Genomic DNA, 16,728 nt, shown 5'->3' with positions numbered 1-16,728 from the left:
CTTGCTTAATTTAAAAACTGAGATAGTTCTATTTTAACCGCTTTTTCGCGTAAACGTTGCATAGTTTGTGGATTATTTTCTAACCGCGATACTTGCTCCGCGAAGGCTTGGCTTGCGTAATAACGTGTTGGTATTTGCTGAACCAGCCAATTTAGCCATTCATCAAGTGAATTAGCTGATGCTTTACAGCCGTTGATCAGCCGTTCAATAGCATTACTCACATCGAGTAAATACAGACAGGGTGGTAATTTTTTTACCATCACAAACTGTTTTTCAAGTATTAAATCAAAGCCTAGTAAGGTAAACCACGACTGCTGAGCATTTAAAGCGTTCATATCGTCAGCACTTGCATTGACTCTTACAGGTAATAATAAGGCTTTGCCGTCAAGGCTACCCGCTTGCTCTACTTGGGCTTGCCAGTCGAGTGCTAAGGCATGTTTAAAGTGAGCAGCAAACAATTGATTATCTTCACTAAATACACACTCACCTTCACGTACGTGAATGAGTTTAGCAAGCTTTGTCTGCTCAGTAACGGGGGCAGCAATGCTTGGCTCTGGGCGTACTTGATCAAAATGCGCGGCATGTTGCTCACTGATCCCTTGATAAAAAGCATTCACATCTTGATGCGATGTTTTACTGCGTCCTTGGCTGTTGCTAAAACCTCCGCCTGAGCGCCCTGTGGCTCCTGAATAACTCGGTGAGCGTGTTGGCTGTAATTCAGATTTAGGGTAATCATATTGCTCAGTTGCCATAGCCTGATTAAAGTGTGGCTGCGAGCTTTGTGAATTAGCCTCGGCAAACGGAGTGCGGTCAAAGGTCGGCTCCTGAACAAAACCAGCCTCTTGCTGAAGCGGCACAACAACTTGTTTAATTGCCTGCAAAATAAAGTCATGCACCAAGCGGCCTTGATGAAAACGCACTTCATGCTTAGCCGGGTGCACGTTTACATCGACCTGACGAGGGTCAATATCAATATAAATTACAAAGCCTGGTAGCTCTTCTGAACCTGCGACTTCTTCAAACGCTTGGCGGATCGCATGCAAAATGAGTTTATCGCGCATCATGCGATTATTAACATAGGTATATTGCGTGCTATTCGCTGAGCCCACCGGTAATACCCAACCACGCAGCATCAAACCAGCTTCACCAGATTGAATATGCAGCCCTTGTTCACTAAAGGCTTTGCCAGCAACTTGTGCTACACGCGTTATTGCTTGCTCAGGGTTTGGTTTAGCACGGTATTGACGCACCACTTTACCGTTATGAGTAAGCGTAATAGACACATCAAAACGACTCAGCGCAATGCGCTTTATAAGTTCATCAATATGTGAAAACTCGGTTTTCTCGGTGCGAAGAAATTTACGGCGTGCTGGCGTGTTAAAGAACAAGTCTTTAACCTCGATAGTAGTACCATCAGGATGTGCGGTTGGTTTTACTTGCACAGCCATGTCACGACCTTCAGCAAAGGCTTGCCATGCGGCCTCTTGGTGTTTTGGCTTTGAACTTAATGTTAACCGTGATACAGAGCTTATAGACGCCAGTGCTTCACCACGAAAACCCAGCGAGCAAATGTTCTCAAGATCATCGAGTGATTTTAGTTTACTCGTGGCATGGCGTGAAAGCGCGAGGGTTAGTTCATCTTTATTAATACCAGAGCCATTATCGCGAATGCGAATGAGCTTATGACCACCCCGTTCAATATCTATTTGAATGCGCGTTGCGCCAGCATCTAAACTGTTTTCGACCAGCTCTTTTACAACCGATGCAGGGCGTTCAACCACTTCACCCGCAGCAATTTGGTTAGCCAATCGCGCGGGTAGTATTTCTATACTCATAGTGTTCCTAACACGAAAATTGACTAGCTTTGCGGAATATCAAGCTCTTGACCTATAAACAAGGTATTCGATTTTAAGTTATTGACCGTTTTTAGCTTACTAACAGAGGTGTTGTATCTGCTTGCCAAAATACTTAACGACTCACCCGGACGTACTCTGTGCTTTGTTGGAAATTGCGCTTTTAATTTCGCAAATAACGAGTCATCTGGGGGATTTTGCATGTAGTAATTTTTAATTGAGGTGAAAATTGCTTTCGCTAAGCGCTCCTGATGCTGCGCCGTTTTTAGCATTCGCTCTTCACGCGGATTCGAAATAAACCCTGTCTCGACCAAAATAGACGGAATATCCGGTGATTTTAATACCGCAAGGCTCGCCGCTTGTGGTTGCTTCTTATGCATTTTAGCTACTTTTCTTAATTCACTAACTACTTCTTGTGCAACACTAAAGCCTGTTTTCATCGAATGATCCATCGACATATCAAGCAGTGCTTGTGCTAAATATTTTTCGCTCGCGGTATCTTTTAATACCCCAGCGGCACCACCCAAAAGCTCGGAGTGCTTTTCTTTATCTTCAATCCACTTACCTATTTCTGAGTTAGCTCGGCGCAGTGAGAGCACCCACACAGAGGCGCCGTTTGGCTGCGGGCTAGTAAACGCATCGGCATGAATCGAGACAAAGAAATCGGCCTTTTTCTCACGGGCAATGCTGGTTCGCGTATTTAAGTTAACAAAATAATCACTACGGCGCACCATGCGCGAAATCATGCCTTTTTCGGCATCAATCATTCGCTCTAAGCGCTTGGCTATTTGTAGCGTAATATCTTTTTCATAAGTACCCGATGGACCAATTGAGCCTGGGTCTTCACCACCGTGACCTGCATCAATGGCAATAACAATATCGCGCTCTTGCTGTAGCTCACGCTTTTTAACGCTGGTATTCGTTGCAGCAATAGGCTCAGCTTTCGTTGTTTTGTCGATGAGATCAACGACTAAACGGTGCTTGTATGGTTCGGTAGGTAATAAGGCAAACACCACAGGTTTACTGGCGCGTGCTAGTTCAAAAACAAAACGCACACTTTTGCTATCTTTAGGCTTTGAGTAACGAAGTTTTGAAACTATTTGATGCTTTTGCGGAATAGCAGGCAAGTTATCGAGCTTATCAGTATCTTTTAGATCAATGACTAAACGCGCTGGGTTTTTCAGCATGAAATAGCTGTAATCAGGCTTTTCATCTAGATCAAATACCACACGGGTGCTATCTGGTGAGGGCCAAACGCGTACGCTATTAATAGTATTTTGTGCAAGCGCAACCTGGCTCACAACCAAAAACATTAAAATAGTTAATAGTTTAAACGTACAACGACCCATTTTTACTAGTACACCTTTATTTTTATATGTTTATTCTTACACGCTCTTCAATTGTTCGACAATAGATTGACCGCGCTTAGTTAAGCTATTAATAACAATAGCACGTGCCTCACCGTCATAACGCAAAGTAATATCAAGGTCGGGAGTTGGGATAAATTCACCTCCCTTCTCAGGCCATTCAACAACACAAATAGCCTGTGGCGAAAAATAATCACGAATGCCCATATATTCAAGCTCTTCAGGATCACCTAAACGATATAAATCAAAGTGATAAACATCAGCTTTAGTTAGTTGATAAGGCTCAACCAGTGTATATGTCGGACTCTTAACCTTTCCTTGATGACCAAAACCCTGCACGATACCACGGGTTAATGTGGTTTTACCGGCACCTAAATCACCGTGCAAATAAATGACAGCCCCTTGTTCCATCAACGCTGCAAGTTGATTGCCCATATTTACCGTTGCAGCTTCATCAGCCAGTGGAAAACCAACACTGTCGGTCATTGTTACCTCATGAAAAACTAAAAACACATTACTTTGTTAATCATACCAGATAATTTTTATAAGGCGAGAGCCGCTCTTATGCCTAATTTGACATAAAAAAGCCGGCAAAGTTGCCGGCTTTTTAGCTTAAACAGAATTTTTTTACAGACCGAGTTTCTTCTCAAGGTAGTGGATGTTTGTACCACCGTTTTGGAAGTTCTCATCTGCCAAGATTTTCTTGTGCAGTGGCGTATTGGTCTTGATGCCATCAATCACTAATTCGTTTAACGCATTGCGTGAACGAGCAATTGCTACATCACGGTTTTCACCGTAACAGATCAGCTTACCAATCATTGAATCGTAATGAGGTGGTACTGTGTAATCTGCATAGATGTGGCTGTCCCAACGAATACCTAAACCGCCAGCAGGGTGGAATCGCGTGATTTTACCTGGTGATGGAATAAATGTTTCTGGGTCTTCCGCATTAATACGACACTCAATTGCGTGACCACGAATAACCACATCTTCTTGAGTGAATGATAATGGTTGGCCAGCTGCAATTTTTAACTGCTCTTTGATTAAGTCAACGCCAGTGACCATTTCTGTTACTGGGTGCTCAACCTGAATACGGGTATTCATTTCGATGAAATAGAACTCGCCGTTTTCATATAAGAATTCGAACGTACCTGCACCGCGATAACCAATTTCGATACATGCACGAGTACAACGGTCACCGATGAACTTACGCATCTCAGCTGTGATACCTGGCGCTGGAGCCTCTTCAACCACTTTTTGGTGACGACGTTGCATTGAACAATCACGCTCACCTAAGTGAACTGCATTGCCTTGACCATCAGCAAGTACTTGAACTTCGATGTGACGAGGGTTTTCAAGGAATTTTTCCATGTAAACCATACCATTACCGAAGAATTGCTTTGCTTCTTGCTGAGTAAGAGCGATTGAATCGATTAGTTCTTTTTCGCTGCGAACAACACGCATACCACGACCACCGCCGCCGCCTGCTGCTTTAATGATTACAGGGTAACCAATACGCTTAGCGATTTGAATATTACGCTCGCTGTCTGCCGTTAATGGGCCATCAGAGCCTGGTACACAAGGTACACCCGCTTTACGCATTGCTTCGATTGCAGAAACTTTATCACCCATTAAACGAATGGTGTCGCCTTTAGGACCGATAAATACAAAGCCGCTTTGCTCAACTTGATCAGCAAAGTCTGCATTTTCAGAAAGGAAACCATAACCTGGGTGAATAGCAACTGCGTCTGTTACTTCTGCCGCTGCAATAATGCGCGGAATATCTAGGTAACTTTCACTTGCTGCCGGTTTACCAATACAAATTGTTTCGTCTGCCAGTAACACGTGCTTAAGATCACGGTCTGCCGTTGAATGCACAGCAACAGTTTTGATCCCAAGCTCTTTGCAGGCGCGCAGTACGCGAAGTGCAATTTCACCTCGGTTTGCAATGACTACTTTATCTAACATAGAGTTGGCCTTTTGTTGCGCTGTTATTCAATGATGAATAAAGGTTGATCGAATTCTACTGGCTCGCCATTTTCAACTAAGATAGCTTTTACTGTGCCGGCTTTATCAGATTCGATTTGGTTCATCATTTTCATTGCTTCAACGATACATAACGTGTCGCCAACATTTACTTTTGAACCTACTTCTACATAAGGTGCTGCTTCAGGAGAAGCTGCTGAGTAGAAAGAACCAACCATAGGCGATTTAACTTGATGACCTGTTGGTGCTGCTGGTGCTGCGTCTGCCGCTGGCGCTTCTGCTGCAGGAGCAGGAGCTGCTGGCGCTGGTGCAGGCGCTGCGTACTGTTGAGGAGCATACTGCATTGCAGGCGCTGCACTCATGTTGTTACGATTAATGCGTACTGATTCTTCACCTTCAGTGATTTCTAATTCAGCAATACCAGATTCTTCTACTAGTTCGATAAGTTTTTTGATCTTGCGAATATCCATGAACGACCCGCCTGTAAGTTTTATTTAAAATTAATGTGTGTTTTGCAACCGGCTAACCGCAGCTTCAAGTGCTACTTTATAACCCATTGCTCCTAATCCTACGATAATGCCTTGTGCCACATCCGAAAAATACGAATGATGACGAAATGCCTCCCGTGCGTGCACATTACTTAAATGCACCTCGTAAAAGGGAATGTTCACACTGAGTAATGCATCCCGTAAGGCAACGCTTGTATGCGTAAATGCGGCAGGGTTAATAATAATTGCATCAACCACTTGCCATGCATCGTGAATTCGCTCTATTAATGCAGCTTCACTGTTACTTTGAAAATGCGTTAAATCAACATTGTGACCCGCAGCAACCTGACTAAGTTCAGCGATAATCTCATCAAGAGATTGGGTGCCGTACTTTTCTGGTTCACGCTTGCCAAGCATGTTTAAATTTGGCCCATTAAGAACTAAAAGTTTGAATTTTGCAGCCATAATACGCGATATATCCTTTAAGTAAGCAGTTTAACCATATTCATCATAAACCCACGCTTAACCTAAGCGTATCGATGTAAAATAGCAACTATTTCTCACGTTAACCACCTATTATAGATATTTCGACGTAAATAGCAGCAAAATACTGGTCTAATCACTCATAGCACAAAGAAAGTGTAGGCATAGCAAGGCACACAACAGGGTTAATCACTGTATTCTCTTGCTATTTAATTGAACTTTTACAACAAAAATCACTCATTTACTTTTAGTTAGAGTACTTTTTCTTAGTGAGAAACAAAAACGCCACTCAGATGAGTGGCGTTTTGCTATTTTCTAGCACGTTTGCGTTTATTTAGCAGTATTTCGCACTTTTGCCAGATGTTCTGCAAAGTCTTTAGCATTTAAAAAGCCTGTTACACGTTGCTCTAAAAGCTCATTACCTTGGCTGTCAAAGAACAAAATGCTGGGTAACCCGAATACCGTGTATTCTTCCATTAGCTCAATGGTTTTTGCATCACTTTCGGTTAAATCGATTTGGATTAACTCAAAGTGCGCAAATTGTTCTTGTACCTTAGCATCAGGAAACGTGTAGTGTTCAAACTCTTTACACGCGACGCACCAGTCAGCGTATAAGTCGACCATTACTAAGCGCCCTTCGCTACTTGCCTTTGCAATCTCTTCTTTCAATTCACTTAAATTAGCAACTTGTCTAAAGCCATGTGTTTGCACTTCAGCTTGTGCAACCGCCGCTTTAGTCGGCCAAAAATAATTTTTCGTTAAACTTGCCCCAGTCACAACCAGTAAGGTTGCAGCAAACCATAATGCTGTTTTTAACTTACCTTGCGATTGACCACTTTGCCAATGATGTAAGTACAAGGCTGTAGCAAGTGCTAATAAACCAGCCATTAACCAAATGATCTCGATATCAACAATACGCTCTAGCAGAATTAGCGGCACAGCTAGCATAATGAAACCGAATAACGTTTTCACTTGTTCCATCCAACCACCGGCTTTAGGAAGTAGTTTACCACCTGATGTACCTAGCAATAATAAAGGCAGTCCCATGCCTAAGCTCAGTACATACAAAGTTAAACCTCCCACTAAATAATCACCACTTTGTGCAACATAAAGCAATGCAGCTGACAGTGGTGCAGTAGTACAAGGTGAAGCAATTAAGCCAGACAGTACACCCATCATAAATACGCCAACATAGTTGCCGCCTTTTTGCTGGTTGCTAACCTGAGTGAGTTTATTCATCATGCCGCTTGGCAGTTTAATTTCGTACCAGCCAAACATCGACATTGCTAGCAATACAAATAAGATACTAAAGCTGATTAGTACTGTAGGATGCTGCAAATACCCTTGTACTTGCCCACCTAAAGATGCAACCACTAAGCCCAGTGCTGCATAGGTAACTGCCATCCCTTGCACATAAACAAACGACAGCGAAAACGCTTTTTTAGTCGATAAATTCTGCTGACCTGCAATAAGGCTCGACAAAATCGGAAACATTGGGAATACGCATGGTGTAAAAGCCAGACCAACACCGACTAAAAAGAAGATAACTAGGTTCGTTAGTAAACCTTGTGACGCTAGTTTATCGGTATATGACTGCTCACCAACTGGTTTTGATACTTCTTGAGAAGGCGCTGATGATGCGTCATTTACCTCTTCGGCTTGTGTTAATGCAGCCAATGCATTGCCAGCATCTGCAGTTTGCGATACTTGCTCACCAGCAATCACAGATAAAGGAATGGTTCTCACTTCTGGCGGATAACATAACCCCGCTTCGGCACAGCCTTGAAAACGAACTTTAACAACTGCCCCATCTGTGATGTTGCTTACTTTTGTTATCACACTTAATGAATCAAAAAATACTTCGGTCTTACCAAAAAACTCATCTTCAATAATGACGCCTTTACCAAGCTCAGGCACCACTATATCAGCTCCCTTGGCAATAATTTCGACTTTCTTTTTATAAAGATAATAATCGGGCGCTATATCCCAACCAATGAATAAGGTTTTACCTTGCTGATCAAAATCAAAAACAAAGGCTTTATCAACAGGGAGAAAGGTGTGTTCTGCAGGTTGCTGCAGTAAATTACCAAGTAAATTGCTATTACTTGCGCTTGCAGGCAATAACCACAGTGCGCAAAGTAATAAAAGGAACGATCGCATTAATTAAGTACCTCATCCATCCAATTAAAATAGGCTAAATTGCCTGTTGCTACATCAACGACCTGAATCTCAGGGACCTCATAACTATGCAATTTCTTGATAGTTTGGATCACCTCATTCATTTTTTCTGATTTAGTTTTGATCAGTAATTTACTCTCTGTCGCTTGCGTTAACTCGCCTTCCCACATATAGATAGATTCGATAGTAGGCAGAATATTGACACAGGCAGCTAGCTTTTCTTTCACTAGGTGTTGAGCCAGCTGACGAGCCTCAGCTTCATTCGCACAAGTAGTAAAAATCAGTCGATAATGCGTATTCATAAGGAACCTTTTTTTGATCACGTGAGTCGCACCATAGTAGCTGATAGCAGCAATAATGTGTAGCGAGCTAGGTGATTCATGGCTCCAGCTTGAAAAAAGACCCGATCACCCCAACTTATATTTCATTGACTCCAAAGAGAGTGACATTTTTAGAGAGCGTTATGTTTAGATTTTTGTTTTTGTTATTTATTTTAGTGCCGATTGTGGAGATTGCCTTACTTATTCAAGTGAGTGAAGTCATTGGCGGGTTTGCCACCATAGCGCTAGTTATCGTCACGGCCATTGTTGGTGCCAAATTAGTGAAGCAGCAAGGCATGGGAGCAATCCAAAATGTGCAACTACAAATGGCGCAAGGGCAAATGCCTGCGAAAGAATTATTTACTGGCTTGTGTGTGATTATTGCCGGAGTGTTATTAATGACTCCTGGCATAATGACAGACTTTTTTGGCTTTTTATTACTTACCCCAGCAATACGTAATAAATTAGCTGCAAGCCTTGCCAGCCATGCAACTGTGCGTATGAGTTCACAAGCGAATCAAGGCTCTGCACACTTTCAATACCACAGTAAAGCACCCCAACACGAAGAGCCAACTCATCAACCGACAACTATTGATGGTGAATTTGAGCGAAAAGATTAAAATTTTTTAATTTTTGTACTTGGATTTTTTTAAGCCACCCCCATTAATGAAGGCAATGAAACGCAACGGGTGGCTTAGCACTCCCCTGCAATAACACAAGATTTTTTCTGTACTGTTCAGAAACTGTTAGGAGAACTAAATAAATGAACATTCGTCCTTTACATGATCGCGTCATCGTTAAGCGTCTAGAAGAAGAAACTAAGTCTGCTGGCGGTATTGTATTAACTGGCTCTGCAGCTGAAAAATCAACTCGCGGAGAAGTTATCGCTGTTGGTAATGGCCGTGTTTTAGACAACGGTGAAGTAAGAGCATTAGAAGTTAAAGCCGGTGACACTGTGCTGTTCGGCTCTTATGTTGAAAAAGCTGAAAAGATCGAAGGTCAAGAGTACCTGATCATGCGTGAAGATAACATTCTAGGCATTGTAGGCTAATCCTACTTTTCGTTTAGCAACCCGTTTACAGAATTTAAGAGGAATTAAATCATGGCAGCAAAAGAAGTACTTTTTGCAGGTGACGCACGTAGCAAAATGCTAACTGGCGTAAATATTTTAGCAAACGCAGTAAGAGTAACTTTAGGTCCTAAAGGCCGTAACGTTGTATTAGACAAATCTTTCGGTGCTCCTGTAATCACTAAAGATGGTGTGTCTGTAGCTAAAGAAATCGAGCTTGAAGACAAGTTCGAAAACATGGGCGCACAAATGGTTAAAGAAGTAGCGTCTAAAGCGAATGACGCTGCAGGTGACGGTACAACAACAGCAACTGTATTAGCGCAAGCTATCGTAAACGAAGGCTTAAAAGCAGTTGCAGCGGGTATGAACCCAATGGACCTTAAGCGTGGTATCGATAAAGCAGTTACTGCTGCGGTTGAAGAGCTTAAAGCGCTTTCTGTACCATGTGCAGACACTAAAGCGATTGCTCAAGTAGGTACTATTTCTGCTAACTCTGACAAAGAAATCGGTGACATCATTGCAGAAGCAATGGAAAAAGTTGGCCGTGATTCAGGCGTTATCACTGTTGAAGAAGGTCAGTCGTTAGAAAACGAACTAGACGTAGTTGAAGGTATGCAGTTTGACCGCGGTTACCTGTCTCCTTACTTCATCAACAACGCTGAAAAAGGCGCTGTAGAGCTAGACAACCCTTACATTCTACTTGTAGACAAAAAAGTATCTAACATTCGTGAGCTACTACCTACATTAGAAGCAGTTGCTAAAGCTAGCAAGCCACTACTAATTATTGCTGAAGATCTTGAAGGTGAAGCGCTTGCAACACTTGTTGTAAATAACATGCGCGGCATCGTAAAAGTTTCTGCAGTTAAAGCGCCAGGTTTTGGCGACCGTCGTAAAGCAATGCTACAAGACATCGCAGTATTAACTGGTGGTACAGTAATTTCTGAAGAAATCGGTTTAGAGCTAGAAAAAGCAACAATCGAAGACCTAGGTACAGCGAAACGCGTTGTGATCACTAAAGATGATACAACAATCATCGATGGTGCAGGTGAAGAAGACGGTATCAACGGCCGTGTTGCACAAATCAAAGCACAAATCGAAGAAGCAACGTCTGACTACGATAAAGAGAAACTACAAGAGCGCATGGCTAAACTAGCTGGCGGTGTTGCAGTAATCAAAGTTGGCGCAGCAACTGAAATCGAAATGAAAGAGAAGAAAGACCGCGTAGAAGATGCTCTACACGCAACTCGCGCAGCGGTTGAAGAAGGTGTTGTACCGGGTGGTGGTGTTGCACTAGTTCGCGTAGCAAGCAAACTTGCTGAGCTAGTTGGCGACAACGAAGACCAAAGCCACGGTATTAAAGTTGCACTACGTGCGATGGAAGCACCACTTCGTCAAATCGTAACGAACGCAGGTGACGAAGCATCTGTTGTTGTTAACTCTGTAAAAGGTGGTGAAGGTAACTACGGTTACAACGCAGCATCTGGCGAGTACAACGACATGATCGAAATGGGTATCTTAGACCCAACTAAAGTAACGCGTTCTGCACTACAGTACGCAGCTTCAATCGCGGGTCTTATGATCACAACTGAAGCAATGGTTGCTGAAATCCCTAAAGATGACGCTGGTGCTCCTGATATGGGCGGCATGGGCGGCATGGGTGGTATGGGCGGCATGATGTAGTGCGACGAGAGTCGCGTAGGTCACTAGCCTAGCAGGACTAGCTCAGAGTGAGTGCTAACTATAGCACTCACTTTCCCAACCTGCAAAACTAGTAGTCGACTCCGGTATTCGGGGGTAAAACCGAATGCCGGACTTATCTGAGTGATAAGGTCGCGCAATCGTGTCTTTACGATTGGAAAACAAGTCACCGAGACATCAGTCATCGGCATTACGGAAACAAACAATTTCAGAGTTTTAGGTTTACCCCTGAAGAGTAGCGAGAAGGTAATTCATCGCATGCCTGTTGGGCGCTCTGTTGTTAAGTAGTTTCGCTTCAAAAGCTGAGGATGCAACCTTTATAAGGTTACTTCTGAACGCGTTTTCTAAATCTCGACGAGTTTACGACCTACGGGCGTAAGCTGTTGTAGTTATTGTCTCACCGCTTTGCTTCGGCACTTCGGTAGCGAGACCTGTTATACGGCTAACAGTAGCCTAGGGATAGTGCGATGCTGGTAACGGCATGGTGCAAAGCTTCCTGACAATGTACCCCTGTGTAAACGGTGTCTTAACTCGTGAGAGAGGGCATAGTTGGCTAACAATAAGCTAGCTGGGGGCTAGGCTGGGCAATATGGTTAACGTAAGTGAACTGTTGATAAATACCGTCAACCGCAAAGAGCGAAATATTGTTGATGCGCTCTGACCAAAAGGTACGTGGTCGGTTAATCCTTTTACATCTGGGATTACGCCGTCTTATGACCACCGGTAGATAGACAGAACCTACGTTGCTCGTGTAACTGCAATGGAACTCGGTAAGCCCGATTATTCGCCTGATTGCTGGTAACAGTAATACAGGCAGGCAATCCGTAAGGAGCGCTGTTGGATAAGCGGGTAAAGGATGTCTGACCAAGCGAAGGCTGAACTGTAATGGTTCGGATAGGGGTTCTAACTTTGCCCTAACTCGAAAGAGTGCCAAATTCAGACTGGTCTTTAATCGTGTGAAGGCGTGTAAAGCCATCTAACAAATTAACCCAAGCGGGGATTAGCTATCCCCGTAAGGGTTTGGCTTTTCTCCGTTTTGTGGTTATGGAGGAAAGCAAGATGAGTACGGAATGTATGTTCCATGTACCTGCGTTCTCCCACCAAGCAAACAGCTGGCATACCATTGATTGGTATTCGGTTGAGCACAAGGTGAGAGGGTTACAAGTACGGATCGCGAAGGCGACGAAGCAACAACAGTGGCGCAAGGTGAAAGCCCTGCAACGCATGTTGGTGCGCTCGTTTGCTGCCAAGGCATTGGCGGTTAAACGGGTGACTGAAAATCGAGGCAAAAGGACTGCCGGTGTCGATGGGGAGTTATGGAGTACACCTGACAGTAAATGGCTTGCGCTGTTTCGGTTAACGCGTAAGGGCTATAAGCCCAAACCGTTAAGGCGAGTGTATATTCCTAAAGCGAATGGCAAACACCGACCGCTCGGAATACCGACCATGCTCGATAGAGCCATGCAGGCGTTATACCTGCTGGCGCTAGAGCCTGTGTCGGAAACAATCGCCGATAGAAACAGCTATGGCTTTCGCCCGATGCGCTCAACGGCAGATGCGATTGAACAATGCTTTGTGAATCTCAGTCGCAAGCATTCTGCCAAATGGGTGTTAGAAGGTGATATCAAAGGGTGCTTTGATAACATCAGTCATGACTGGTTACTCGCCAATATTCCATTGGATAAACGAGTACTCGGAAAATGGCTGAAAGCCGGTTATATGGAATCAGGTAAATTGAATCCGACTGAAGCAGGGACACCGCAAGGGGGAATTATTTCTCCTGTGTTGGCCAATATGGCGCTTGATGGTTTGGAAGCGGTACTCGAATCCCATTTTGGGAAGAAGAACACTAAAGCCAGCTACAAGACCAAGGTCAACTATGTGCGATATGCAGATGACTTCATTATTACCGGTATCTCACAAGAGTTGCTGGAAGATGAAGTAAAACCTCTCGTGGAAGCCTTTATGGCGGAACGAGGGCTGACGCTATCGCCGGAAAAAACGGTGATAACTCATATTGACGAAGGGTTTGACTTTTTGGGGCAAAACTTACGTAAGTACAAAGGCAAGCTTTTAATTAAGCCTAGCCGGAAGAACCTGCGGAAGTTCCTCCATAAAGTTAGAGACTTAATTAACGGAAACAAAACGGTGACGGCCGGTTTATTGATATACATGCTCAATCCTGTACTTCGGGGCTGGGCTAACTATCACAGGCACATTGTCGCCAAAGAAACCTTTAATTATGTCGATTATCGGGTTTGGAAAATGCTTTGGAAGTGGTGCCGACGGCGGCATAAAAACCGCCGTTTTCGCTGGGTTAAAGCGAAATACTTTAAAACAGTGGGTAAACGCAACTGGGTGTTTTCCGGTGAATGGGAGGAGTCGAAAATACTTCGCCTGTTCTCATGTAACGATGTGGTGATAAAGCGACATACCAAGATAAAGGCAGAGGCCAACCCTTATGACTTGGCATTTGAGGAATACTTCGAGCAGCGCCTAGAGCGAGCTTGGCGTGAATCAATGCAGGGCAAAAGGAAAGTGCTGATGCTCTGGCTCAGGCAGCAGCAATGCTGCACTATGTGCCGCCATAAAATTACCAAAGAAACAGGATGGAATATCCATCATATCGTGGAAAGGGTAAAAGGCGGTTCGGACGAGTTGGATAACTTGGTGTTGTTGCACCCTAATTGTCATAGGCAAATTCACAACTTAAGCATTTAAAATTTGACATTATATCATCATGATATAAGCTTATATTAGTTGGTTATATGAAGGCCAGCTGCAAAAGTAAATTTGTCATTTAAGGATAAAAAAGCAAGCGTGGAGCGGGATGCTAGGATGCCATGCTTTTTGATAATTAATTATATACGAGGAGTCTACATGACAACTTATGAAATACTTAAATTTATAAAGCAAAATACAATGGTAAGCTTGGTAAACAGCGAATCGCCACTAGATTTTCAATTGTTCCAACATCTATACAATCAAGGTTTGATACAAGCAGTGATTAGTAAACCATTAGGAAAGAGTACATATGATTATCTTAACGCTAGACTTTCTCCGGAAGGGGAAATAAAGCTTAGAGAATCACAAAGTGCATAACTAATGAATAATTAGGTGTTGTTGCGCCCCCTCAATTGCCAGTAACAAATGCACTTGAGAGTAAAGGTAAACTTGACTGATTTAGTTTAGGTAAATATGATTTTAGTTACCAGAAATAAAGTAAGGAGATTTTCTTGCAAACATTTTTGGATAACCCCGAATCATATGGCTGCTGGAACAGTTAGTCTTAACCAAAAGGGGCAAAGGGTAACAGGAGTGAGCGAGATGAGGGTTCCTCGCTTTGTTGAGTGTCACTTGACAAAGCTAGCTCAGACCAGCAGTTCCAGCTGCAGGTTTTGACTGTGATGGTTTTGAGGTTGGTTAAGTGAAAATTGAATCCTCAAAGCTCCCAACTTAAATCGCTGGTCTGTACTTAGGTACTGACTTATAAAGGCTTGAGCCGTATGCGGGGAAACTTGCTCGTACGGTTCTTAGGGGAGGGGTAGCCAGTAATAGCTGCTCCTTACCCGACATCATCCCCACCATGAACTCATAAGTGTTCATAAAGCTTTATAAGGCCCGCAAAGCATTGCTTTGCGGGTTTTTTTATAGTTTGAATGTATTCATTAAGCATTATGAGCACTCATAAAATTTCAAAGGTTTTGAGTGATAATGTGGGGTAACTCACATACATCACGCTCTGGAAAGATCTGATTTTTAAATAAAATACCCCAACTTAAATTAATTTGGGTATTAGAAATGAATCTAACAAACGAAAGAATTAAAGCACTGAAATGTCCTGAAGGGCAAAAACAAACAAAAAAATATGACGGTAACAACTTGTATTTACTTGTAAAAAGTACTGGCTCAAAGCTCTGGAGATACAAATACAAGTATGCAAATAAACATAAAGAAATTTCATTAGGAAGATACCCCAAGATCTCCCTCAAAATGGCCAGATCCAAAGCTGATGAAATGAGGCTTCATCTTATCGAAGGCATTGATCCCTCACTCGAAAGAAAACTCAAAAAGTATGAAAGCTCAGATGAAAACTTAAATTTTGGGAAAATCGCACAAGATTGGTTAAATATAAATAAAGCGGAATGGAGCGAAAGCAATTATAAAAAGTTGAAAAGGTGGCTAGAAAATGACTTGAAAGATCTCTGTAAGCTACAAATACATCAAATAAAAAAGCAGCATTTGATTAAAGTTATTAAGCAATTAGTTGATGCTGACACAAAGAGAAAAGTCTCACCGATGCTATCTATGCTTAATCGAATATTTCGTTATGCTATTACAAAAGAAATTACAGAAAATAACCCACTGATTAATTTAGACTATATTCAGTTAACAGGTAAAATGCCTAAAGTGAAACACCATGCAGGAATTACAGATCCTCAAAAGCTTGGGCAGTTAATTTTAAGAATCGAAAATAACACTTTAGGAACATTTTGTCCCCAAGAAGCGCTAAAATTATTGCCTCACTTATTCTTACGCCCTTCAGAACTACGTTGCTTACAATGGAAACACGTAATTTTTGAAGAACAGTACATTCTAATACCAGCTGAAGATATGAAAACTAAAAAAGACCATATTGTTCCGCTTTCAACACAAACATTCTCAAAATTTAAAACGCTCTATAAATACACGAGCTATTCTAAATACGTTTTTCCTTCGGAAATGAATCGCTCTCAACCTTTTAGTAAAAATGTAATTAATAATAGGTTGCAAGCATTAGGATATTCATCAGAAGACATTGTGGCTCATGGGTTCCGAGGGGTCGCTTCAACTTTACTTAATGAGCAAGAAGAAGACTTTAATCACATTGAAGTGCAATTAGCTCATAATATCGGAAATCAAACATCTCGTTCATATAATCATGCACAGTATTTAAGCGCTCGACGAGCTATGATGCAGCGTTGGTCTGATTTTTTAGATGAGTTACGCGATAAAGCTGAAGTTGAAGTTGAAAGGTAATTTACTATAGGAGGCCATTCAGATCGAAGTACGTTTTATCATAATGGCTTTCTGTAGTGGTCATCTGGTAGCATACAGTGGTTGATGCTTTATCCCATTTAGAACTGTTCACACCGTACCCATAATTTCGGTGCATTGAAATGAAGGGACGCTCAACAAAACTTATTCATGGAAGGCTTGTTACGGCCCCACACTTCAATAACCATAATATCTCTAATAGCCTTTTTAATTCAGAGAAAACCTTTGTGTTTCATTCTGGTAGAGAGT

Annotated in this window: 14 protein-coding genes; 6 read left to right on the top strand and 8 right to left on the bottom strand. The window is 42.5% G+C overall.

Going from position 1 to position 16,728, the window contains the following annotated elements:
- Positions 1-5 precede the first annotated feature (5 nt).
- From mutL to cutA, 8 genes are all read right to left on the bottom strand, one after another.
- Entirely contained in the window at positions 6-1,835 is a 1,830-nt protein-coding gene (gene mutL / locus ACSFVZ_RS12420) for a DNA mismatch repair endonuclease MutL (protein ID WP_435558976.1), read from the bottom strand.
- 23 nt (positions 1,836-1,858) lie between these two features.
- Positions 1,859-3,166 (bottom strand): N-acetylmuramoyl-L-alanine amidase, encoded by a 1,308-nt coding sequence (locus ACSFVZ_RS12415; protein ID WP_235383991.1) that lies wholly within the window; start codon positions 3,164-3,166, stop codon positions 1,859-1,861.
- 72 nt (positions 3,167-3,238) lie between these two features.
- Positions 3,239-3,706: a tRNA (adenosine(37)-N6)-threonylcarbamoyltransferase complex ATPase subunit type 1 TsaE gene (gene tsaE / locus ACSFVZ_RS12410; RefSeq protein WP_135923265.1), complete on the bottom strand. Its 468-nt coding sequence runs from the start codon at positions 3,704-3,706 to the stop codon at positions 3,239-3,241.
- A 141-nt stretch (positions 3,707-3,847) separates the two neighbouring features.
- On the bottom strand, positions 3,848-5,188 hold the full coding sequence (gene accC, locus ACSFVZ_RS12405; protein ID WP_062568261.1) for an acetyl-CoA carboxylase biotin carboxylase subunit: 1,341 nt from the start codon (positions 5,186-5,188) through the stop codon (positions 3,848-3,850).
- A 23-nt stretch (positions 5,189-5,211) separates the two neighbouring features.
- Complete coding sequence (gene accB, locus ACSFVZ_RS12400) at positions 5,212-5,676, bottom strand: acetyl-CoA carboxylase biotin carboxyl carrier protein (RefSeq protein WP_135923263.1); 465 nt, start codon at positions 5,674-5,676, stop codon at positions 5,212-5,214.
- A 30-nt stretch (positions 5,677-5,706) separates the two neighbouring features.
- On the bottom strand, positions 5,707-6,159 hold the full coding sequence (gene aroQ, locus ACSFVZ_RS12395; protein WP_135923262.1) for a type II 3-dehydroquinate dehydratase: 453 nt from the start codon (positions 6,157-6,159) through the stop codon (positions 5,707-5,709).
- A gap of 348 nt (positions 6,160-6,507) precedes the next feature.
- Positions 6,508-8,337: a protein-disulfide reductase DsbD gene (locus ACSFVZ_RS12390; RefSeq protein WP_435558975.1), complete on the bottom strand. Its 1,830-nt coding sequence runs from the start codon at positions 8,335-8,337 to the stop codon at positions 6,508-6,510.
- Positions 8,337-8,657 (bottom strand): divalent-cation tolerance protein CutA, encoded by a 321-nt coding sequence (gene cutA / locus ACSFVZ_RS12385; protein ID WP_135923260.1) that lies wholly within the window; start codon positions 8,655-8,657, stop codon positions 8,337-8,339. The genes ACSFVZ_RS12390 and cutA overlap by 1 nt, the downstream gene beginning before the upstream one ends.
- 161 nt (positions 8,658-8,818) lie before the next feature.
- Here cutA and ACSFVZ_RS12380 point away from each other — a divergent pair, with 161 nt between their 5' ends.
- The 6 genes from ACSFVZ_RS12380 to ACSFVZ_RS12355 all read left to right on the top strand — a co-directional run bounded on the left by ACSFVZ_RS12380 (position 8,819) and on the right by ACSFVZ_RS12355 (position 16,461).
- Positions 8,819-9,295: an FxsA family protein gene (locus tag ACSFVZ_RS12380; protein ID WP_135923259.1), complete on the top strand. Its 477-nt coding sequence runs from the start codon at positions 8,819-8,821 to the stop codon at positions 9,293-9,295.
- A 143-nt stretch (positions 9,296-9,438) separates the two neighbouring features.
- The gene (locus ACSFVZ_RS12375; protein ID WP_036973362.1) at positions 9,439-9,726 is read left to right on the top strand and encodes a co-chaperone GroES; all 288 of its coding nucleotides are present in this window, start codon (positions 9,439-9,441) and stop codon (positions 9,724-9,726) included.
- A gap of 51 nt (positions 9,727-9,777) precedes the next feature.
- Positions 9,778-11,424, top strand: a complete 1,647-nt coding sequence (groL, locus tag ACSFVZ_RS12370) for a chaperonin GroEL (protein ID WP_135923258.1) — start codon at positions 9,778-9,780, stop codon at positions 11,422-11,424.
- A gap of 1,077 nt (positions 11,425-12,501) precedes the next feature.
- Complete coding sequence (gene ltrA, locus ACSFVZ_RS12365) at positions 12,502-14,163, top strand: group II intron reverse transcriptase/maturase (RefSeq protein ID WP_435558973.1); 1,662 nt, start codon at positions 12,502-12,504, stop codon at positions 14,161-14,163.
- A 159-nt stretch (positions 14,164-14,322) separates the two neighbouring features.
- Positions 14,323-14,544 carry a hypothetical protein gene (locus tag ACSFVZ_RS12360; protein WP_253038529.1) on the top strand — a complete coding sequence of 74 codons (222 nt, stop codon included), beginning with the start codon at positions 14,323-14,325 and terminating at the stop codon, positions 14,542-14,544.
- A 699-nt stretch (positions 14,545-15,243) separates the two neighbouring features.
- Positions 15,244-16,461, top strand: a complete 1,218-nt coding sequence (locus tag ACSFVZ_RS12355; protein WP_435558972.1) for a tyrosine-type recombinase/integrase — start codon at positions 15,244-15,246, stop codon at positions 16,459-16,461.
- Positions 16,462-16,728 lie beyond the last annotated feature (267 nt).

It is taken from the genome of Pseudoalteromonas nanhaiensis, assembly GCF_051235485.1.
Classification (GTDB): domain Bacteria; phylum Pseudomonadota; class Gammaproteobacteria; order Enterobacterales; family Alteromonadaceae; genus Pseudoalteromonas; species Pseudoalteromonas lipolytica_C.
Note: the sequence above shows the minus strand (reverse complement) of the source record. Positions and strands in the feature narration are given on the sequence as shown.

Bases quoted from the DNA above. Each gene is read 5' to 3' on its own strand.
- ACSFVZ_RS12390 (WP_435558975.1), bottom strand. From the start codon at position 8,337: ATGCGATCGTTCCTTTTATTACTTTGCGCACTGTGGTTATTGCCTGCA.
- tsaE (WP_135923265.1), bottom strand. From the start codon at position 3,706: ATGACCGACAGTGTTGGTTTTCCACTGGCTGATGAAGCTGCAACGGTA.
- ltrA (WP_435558973.1), top strand. From the start codon at position 12,502: ATGAGTACGGAATGTATGTTCCATGTACCTGCGTTCTCCCACCAAGCA.
- ACSFVZ_RS12380 (WP_135923259.1), top strand. From the start codon at position 8,819: ATGTTTAGATTTTTGTTTTTGTTATTTATTTTAGTGCCGATTGTGGAG.
- ACSFVZ_RS12375 (WP_036973362.1), top strand. From the start codon at position 9,439: ATGAACATTCGTCCTTTACATGATCGCGTCATCGTTAAGCGTCTAGAA.
- cutA (WP_135923260.1), bottom strand. From the start codon at position 8,657: ATGAATACGCATTATCGACTGATTTTTACTACTTGTGCGAATGAAGCT.
- accB (WP_135923263.1), bottom strand. From the start codon at position 5,676: ATGGATATTCGCAAGATCAAAAAACTTATCGAACTAGTAGAAGAATCT.
- ACSFVZ_RS12415 (WP_235383991.1), bottom strand. From the start codon at position 3,166: ATGTTTTTGGTTGTGAGCCAGGTTGCGCTTGCACAAAATACTATTAAT.
- accC (WP_062568261.1), bottom strand. From the start codon at position 5,188: ATGTTAGATAAAGTAGTCATTGCAAACCGAGGTGAAATTGCACTTCGC.
- aroQ (WP_135923262.1), bottom strand. From the start codon at position 6,159: ATGGCTGCAAAATTCAAACTTTTAGTTCTTAATGGGCCAAATTTAAAC.
- mutL (WP_435558976.1), bottom strand. From the start codon at position 1,835: ATGAGTATAGAAATACTACCCGCGCGATTGGCTAACCAAATTGCTGCG.
- ACSFVZ_RS12360 (WP_253038529.1), top strand. From the start codon at position 14,323: ATGACAACTTATGAAATACTTAAATTTATAAAGCAAAATACAATGGTA.
- ACSFVZ_RS12355 (WP_435558972.1), top strand. From the start codon at position 15,244: ATGAATCTAACAAACGAAAGAATTAAAGCACTGAAATGTCCTGAAGGG.
- groL (WP_135923258.1), top strand. From the start codon at position 9,778: ATGGCAGCAAAAGAAGTACTTTTTGCAGGTGACGCACGTAGCAAAATG.